The sequence below is a fragment of the Paraburkholderia piptadeniae genome (genome assembly GCF_900007165.1).
Taxonomy (GTDB): Bacteria; Pseudomonadota; Gammaproteobacteria; order Burkholderiales; family Burkholderiaceae; genus Paraburkholderia; species Paraburkholderia piptadeniae.
Genome location: NZ_CYGY02000032.1, coordinates 325,616 through 332,597, shown reverse-complemented (window position 1 = coordinate 332,597; position 6,982 = coordinate 325,616). Strand labels below are relative to the sequence as shown.

General features: G+C 64.5%; 3 protein-coding genes. 1 reads left to right on the top strand and 2 read right to left on the bottom strand.

Annotation, left to right across the window (positions count from 1 at the left end; all coding sequences use genetic code 11):
- Nucleotides 1–846 precede the first annotated feature (846 nt).
- Entirely contained in the window at nt 847–1,122 is a 276-nt protein-coding gene (locus BN2476_RS18035) for an oxidative damage protection protein (protein WP_012400884.1), read from the bottom strand.
- Between the two features lie 62 nt (nt 1,123–1,184).
- A complete protein-coding gene (gene argA / locus BN2476_RS18030; RefSeq protein WP_087735510.1) occupies nt 1,185–2,564 on the bottom strand; it encodes an amino-acid N-acetyltransferase in 1,380 nt (459 codons plus the stop codon).
- Between the two features lie 23 nt (nt 2,565–2,587).
- Between argA and hrpA the strand changes: the two genes are divergently transcribed.
- Nucleotides 2,588–6,943, top strand: a complete 4,356-nt coding sequence (hrpA, locus tag BN2476_RS18025) for an ATP-dependent RNA helicase HrpA (protein WP_087735509.1) — start codon at nt 2,588–2,590, stop codon at nt 6,941–6,943.
- Nucleotides 6,944–6,982: the final 39 nt, after the last annotated feature.

The window sequence follows — 6,982 nt, the reverse complement described above, 5'->3', positions numbered from 1 at the left end:
CCATCGCGCCGACGGCACGCTTGAGAAGGGTGTTGTCGACGACCGTGATGTCGTCGAGGGTGAGGCTGTTGTCGTTGGTCTTGTGTCGCCAGAAGCCGTTGCTGGAAGCGGTCAAGGTTAAAACTCCTATGACTGCGGCCGAACGCTAAAGCGCTCCGCCACGGATTGCTGGAAGTACGGTTTCGCGAGCGGCCAAAGGCATCTTGCCGGCTTGGACCGCGCAAGGGCGCACTGCGCAGACGTGCGGGGCACTCGCGCAGAAAAAATGACGCCCGTGCAGCGCGAAGGTCGTCGCGAAATTGCACTCGTGGGGTTGCTGCTAAACGTTGGTATCCGCGTGGCCTTGCAGGGGACAGATACCGGAGGACATTCACGCACGCAGTGCGCTCATGTCGCTTGAAAGGCTTGAAACGAAAAAGGCCGGCGAGGCGTCGCTCTGGATCGCGTCAGTTCAGTCCGGCGCGACTTGCAACGAAACAACCGACAAGCCTTCTTGTATAAAAAACAGTTCAATCCGAACCCACGCACGGCTGGGTTGTGCCCGGCTGGGTCGTGAGCTGAACGCGAATGAAGGGTTAATGCTGTTAGAACGACGCACATGTTAGCACGATGAGCGAGGATCGCGCAAATCCCTCATCCGGCAAGGGAGCCGGAACGCGCGCAACCCTTTGTCAGACGGAGGATTGCGGGAATTCGGCTGCGGCTGGAGAAGTGGGGTGGGATTAACTGTTTCGTTCAATTTTCGCCATGCGCGCGTACAAGGGTACAAACAGGTACAAACAGGCACAGGCGAAAAAAATCCGCGCCCCCGGCGCGGATTTTTTCCGTTGAGTTCGCGGCGACCGCTCAGCCTTGCGCCGGCGGCACGTAGCCCGAAGCCTGGTCGGCACCTTCGCCGAAGAAGAACTTCTCTGTCTGCTTCATCAGGTACTGACGCGCGCGCGGATCGGCCATGTTCAGCCGGTTTTCGTTGATCAGCATCGTCTGTTGCTTCAGCCATTGCTGCCACGCTTCTTTCGAAATGCTCTCGTAGATCCGCTTGCCGAGTTCGCCCGGCAGCGGCGGGAAATCGAGACCTTCGGCTTCCTTGCCGAGCTTCGTGCATTGAACCATGCGAGTCATGCTGTGCTTCTCCTGTAATCGATATGGGGACGGCGTCGCGCGATAGGGTGTTATGTTGAGCTTCAGAGCTGTTTCATCAGCACGAGCGACTTGCGCTGCCAGTTGTAGAGACGGCGGCGATCTTCGGGCAGATCGTCGACGGTGACCTTCACGAAGCCCCGCTTGAGGAACCAGTGTTCGGTGCGCGTCGTCAGCACGAAGATGCGCGTGAGGCCGCGTGCCCGCGCGCGCTGCTCGATGCGCTTCAGGAGCCGCTCGCCGTCTCCTGAGCCCTGCGCTTCGGGCGAGACCGTCAGACATGCCATTTCGCCGATGCGCTCCTGCGGGTACGGATACAGCGCCGCGCAGCCGAACAGCACGCCGTCGTGCTCGATCACCGAGAAATGGTCGATGTCGCGCTCGATCTGGTGACGTCCGCGCCGCACGAGCGTGCCGTCCGACTCCAGCGGCTCGATCAGCGTGAGAATGCCGCCGACGTCGTCGGGCGTCGCTTCACGCAGGCTCTCGAGGTTCTCGTACGAGATCATCGTGCCGACGCCATCGTGCAAGAACAGTTCCAGCAGCAGGCTGCCGTCGAGCGCGTATGGAATGATGTGCGCGCGCGCCACGCCGCCGCGGCATGCGCGGATCGAGTGCTTCAGATAGAAAGCCGGGTCGCCCGTCACCGCGCCGCTTTCGTGCAGCCGGTAAGCGTCGTCCAGCGACATTTCGCGGACCAGCGCGCCTTCTTCGTCGAGCAGGCCTTCCGTTTCCGTGAGAAACACGATCTTGTCCGCGCGCAGCGCAATCGCGGCCGCCGACGCGACATCTTCCATCGCCAGATTGAACGCCTCGCCCGTCGGCGAGAAGCCGAGCGGCGACAGCAGCACGAGCTTGCGGCTCGCGAGCGAATGACGGATGGAGTCGGCATCGATCTTGCGCACGACACCCGTGTGCTGGAAATCGACCCCGTCCAGAATGCCGACCGGGCGCGCCGTCACGAAGTTGCCCGACACCACGCTGATGTGCGCGTGCGCCATCGGCGTGTTCGGCAAGCCCTGGCTGATCGCGGCCTCGATGTCGAGACGCACTTCGCCCGCCGCTTCCTTCGCGGATTCGAGCGCGCGCGCATCGGTGATGCGCATGCCGTGCGAAAACTCGGATTCGACGCCGTGCAGGCTCATCTGCTCTTCGACTTGCGGTCGAGACCCGTGCACGAGCACGATCTGGATACCCATGGCCTGCAACAGCGCGATATCGGAGACGAGCGCGTTGAGTAGCCCCTGATGCACGACTTCGCCGCCAAACCCGACGACGAACGTCTTGTTTCGGAACGCGTGAATATACGGCGCGACCGATCGCATCCAGTCGACGAATTGCGCGTGCTGCAACAGGATTTCCGCGTCGCTGGACGATGCCGGCGAGCTGGCGGGCGAGGGGACGAGGTCGGTTTGGGAATTCATGCCCCGGATTATAATGCGCCCCCATGTCGAATGTACCCAAAAGCTCCGCTGGAGCCGATACGAAAAACGCGGCTGACGCTGCTTCGAAGGACGCCGCGAAGGCGACGCCACGCGAGCGTCACAATGCACCGCGCGACGCTCGCGGCGAAGCTTCGCGACGTGACCTTTCCGTGGACGTTGCGAATGCGCCGCGCTCGGACGATTCCGCGTCCGGTGACGCGGGCACAAAAGACGCAGGCGCCGCTCGCGAACGCGCGAAAGGCGGTGCGCATGGCCAGCCGCGCGCTCAGGGCGGCAAACAAGACGGCCAGCAAAATAAAAAGCCTCGCGAAAATGAAAAGCCTCGCGAAAAGCCCCGCACGGGCCCGCGCGAACCGCACAAGCCCGCACGCATCATCGAACCGAATCCGATCCCGCCCATCACGTTCCCCGAAGCGTTGCCCGTCTCGGGCAGACGCGACGAAATCGCACGCGCGATCGCGGGTCATCAGGTCGTGATCGTCAGCGGCGAGACGGGTTCGGGCAAGACGACCCAGCTGCCGAAAATCTGTCTCGCGCTGGGACGCGGGCTCGGCGCGGGCGGCAGCGGCCTGATCGGCCACACACAGCCGCGCCGGATCGCGGCATCGGCGACGGGCCGGCGCATCGCCGAGGAACTCGGCACGCCGTTCGGCGAAGTGGTCGGCTACAAGGTGCGCTTCACCGACAATCTCGCGCCGGGCGCCTCCGTCAAGCTGATGACGGACGGCATTCTGCTCGCGGAAACGCAGACCGATCCGCTGCTCAAGGCGTACGACACGCTGATCATCGACGAAGCGCACGAGCGCAGTCTCAACATCGATTTTCTGCTCGGCTATCTGAAGGAAATCCTGCCGAGGCGTCCCGATCTGAAGCTGGTCGTGACGTCCGCGACCATCGATGCCGACCGTTTCGCGCGCCATTTCGGCAGCGAAGAAAAGCCCGCGCCCGTGATCGAAGTGAGCGGGCGGCTCTATCCCGTCGAAGTGCGCTATCGCCCCGTCGCCGAAGATTCGCCGGCTGTGAAAGCGGCGGAAGGCCATGCAGGCCGCGAGCGCGGCGATCGTTCCGAACGGCCGGATCGTCCGAGAACGCAGCGCGAAACGGATCGCGATCTGATGGACGCGATCGTCGAAGCCGCCGACGAACTGTGCCGCGAAGGCCCCGGCGACGTGCTCGTGTTCCTGCCCGGCGAGCGCGAAATTCGCGATGCGGCGGAGGCGCTGCGCAAGCACCATCCACCGCATACGGAAATCCTGCCGCTGTTCGCGCGGCTTTCCGCGGCGGAACAGGAGCGCGTGTTCCGTCCGTCGAACGCGCGGCGCATCGTGCTCGCGACCAACGTCGCCGAAACGTCGCTGACGGTGCCCGGCATCCGTTACGTGATCGACACGGGCCTCGCGCGCGTGAAGCGCTACTCGTACCGCAACAAGGTCGAGCAGTTGCAGGTCGAGTCGATTTCGCAGGCGGCCGCGAACCAGCGGGCAGGGCGCTGCGGCCGCGTCGCCGACGGCATCTGCATTCGTCTCTACGACGAAACCGATTTCCAGGCGCGAGCGCGCTTCACGGACCCCGAGATTCTGCGTTCGTCGCTCGCCGCCGTTATCTTGCGGATGAAGTCGCTGCATCTGACGGCTATCGAAACGTTCCCGTTCATCGAGCCGCCGCCGGGCCGCGCAATCGCCGACGGATATCAGTTGCTCAACGAACTCGGCGCCGTCGACGACGACAACGCGCTGACGCCGCTCGGCCGCGAACTCGCGCGCCTGCCGCTCGATCCGCGCGTCGGCCGGATGATTCTCGCCGCGCGCGACCAGCAGTCGCTGCGCGAACTGCTGATCATCGCGAGCGCGCTGTCGGTGCAGGACCCGCGCGATCGCCCGATCGACGCGCAGGAGCAGGCGGATCAGGCGCATCGCAAGTTTGCCGACGAGCGCTCGGAGTTCCTGCAATGGCTGAAGATCTGGGCGTGGTTCGAAGAAGCCGTCGCGCACAAGAAGTCGAACAAACAGCTAACCGATGCATGCCGGCAGAACTTCCTTTCGCATCTGCGTCTGCGCGAATGGCGCGATGTGCATTCGCAACTGCTGACGGTGGTGCGCGAGCATGGCTGGCGTCTGAACGAAAGCGACGCGACCTTCGAGCAGATCCATCTCGCGCTGCTGACGGGCCTGCTCGGCAACATTGGCCTGAAAGCCGACGACGAGCCGTATTATCTCGGCGCGCGCGGCATCAAGTTCTATCTGTGGCCGGGCTCGGCGCTCGTGAAGAAGGCGGGCAAGTGGGCGATGGCGGCGGAACTGGTCGAGACGAGCCGGCTGTACGCGCGCTGTATCGCGAAGATCGAGCCGGAATGGGTCGAGCGGGTGGGCGCGCATCTGTTGAAGAAGTCGCTCTCGGAGCCGCATTGGGAAAAGCGCGCCGCACAGGTGTCGGCGTTCGAGCGCGCGATGCTGTACGGCTTGCCCGTCTATCACCGGCGGCGCGTGAGCTTCGGCAAGCAGGACCCGGCGCGCGCGCGGGAGCTGTTCATTCGTGGCGCGCTCGTCGAAGGCGAGTTCGATACGAAGCTCGCGTTCTTCGCGCACAACCGCAAGCTGCTCGGCGAAATCGAGCAGCTTGAACACAAGTCGCGCCGGCAGGACGTGCTGGTCGACGACGAACTCATCTACGCGTTCTACGATCACGCGATTCCGAACGGCATCTATACGGGCGCCGCGTTCGAGCGCTGGTATCGCGACGAAGTGAAGAAGAGCGGGCAGCAGGAAGACAAGCTGCGTCTGCTGTACCTGTCGCGCGACGACCTGATGCGTCACGAAGCGGCCGGCGTCACCACCGATCTGTTCCCGAAACGGATGACGATGTCGGGCGTCGAAATGGCGCTGACGTATCACTTCGAACCTGGCTCGCCGCGCGATGGCGTGACGCTCGCCGTGCCGCTCTTCGCGCTCAACCAGGTGGATGCGCGGCGCGTCGAGTGGCTCGTGCCGGGCATGCTGAAAGAGAAGACGCAACTGCTGCTCAAGTCGTTGCCGCAGAAGCTGCGCCGCCACTGCGTGCCGCTGCCGGAGTACGCGGCGGGCTTCGTTGAGCGTCATGGCGGCACGCGCTTCGGCACGGGCGGTCTGCTCGATGCGCTGGTCGCCGATGTCCGCGAGCAGAAGCAGGTCGCGATGAAGCAGTCGGACTTCAAGCTCGAAACGCTCGCGCCGCATCTGTTCATGAACTTCAAGGTCATCGACGAGCACGGCCGTCAACTCGCGATGGGCCGCAACCTCGCGCAACTGCGCGCCGAACTCGGCGGCCAGGCGCAACAGCATTTTCAGAAAATCGCGGCGAGCGCGGCAGGCGCGGCGCTCGCCAATGCCACATCGGGTGGCGGCGGCGCGTCTGCGCGCAGCGCGACGGGCGACGGCTCGCGTGGTGCGAACAGCGCTGCCGCGCGAAGCGCTTCGAGCGCGCCGCACACGCCGTCGAAGGCCGAAGCCGCCGCGGCATCCGCGACCGCGCTCTACGAAAACCTGACGACGTGGAATTTCGGCAAGCTGCCCGAGCTGCTCGAAATCCGCCGGGGCGGGCAGACGTTGTTCGGCTATCCGGCGCTTGTCGATCGCGGCACGCATTGCGACGTCGAAGTGTTCGATTCGCCCGACGAGGCCGCGCGCATCCATCGCGCGGGGCTGCGGCGGCTCTTCGCGTTGCAGTTGCGCGAGCCGATCAAGTACCTCGAAAAGAACCTGCCGGGCTTGCGCGAAATGGCGATGCAGTTCATGCCGCGCGGCACGCAGGAAGAGCTGCGCGATCAACTGATCGACACGGCGCTCGACCGCGCGTGCCTGCAAGACCCGCTGCCCGACGACGACACGAGCTTCCACGCGCGCAAGGACGAGGGCCGCAGCCGGTTGACGCTGCTCGCGCAAGAGATTGCACGCCTCGGCGGACTGATTCTTGGCGAGTACGCGGCTGTCGTCAAAAAGCTGGCGCAGGCGAAGCCGTTCGCCGCGCCTTATGCGGACATGCAGAACCAGTTGGATGCGCTGATCGGCAAGCGCTTTGTCGTCGATACGCCCTACACGCAGCTGACCCATTTCCCGCGCTACCTGAAGGGCATCGCGCTGCGCATCGACAAGCTGAAAGCCGATCCGGCGCGCGACGCGCGTCAGTCCGCGGAATTGCAGCCGCTCGCGCAGCATTACCAGCGCGCGCTCGCGCAGCGCGGCGGCGTGCCCGATGCGCGGCTCGCCGAGTTCCGCTGGCTGCTCGAAGAGTTGCGCGTGTCGCTCTTCGCGCAGGAACTGCGCACGCCGATGCCCGTTTCCGTCAAGCGGCTCTACAAGGTCTGGGAATCGATGCAGCGGTGACGAATTCGGTGCCTCCCGTTCGGTTCACCGGATGGTGTG

Bases quoted from the DNA above. Each gene is read 5' to 3' on its own strand.
- argA (WP_087735510.1), bottom strand. From the start codon at position 2,564: ATGAATTCCCAAACCGACCTCGTCCCCTCGCCCGCCAGCTCGCCGGCA.
- BN2476_RS18035 (WP_012400884.1), bottom strand. From the start codon at position 1,122: ATGACTCGCATGGTTCAATGCACGAAGCTCGGCAAGGAAGCCGAAGGT.
- hrpA (WP_087735509.1), top strand. From the start codon at position 2,588: ATGTCGAATGTACCCAAAAGCTCCGCTGGAGCCGATACGAAAAACGCG.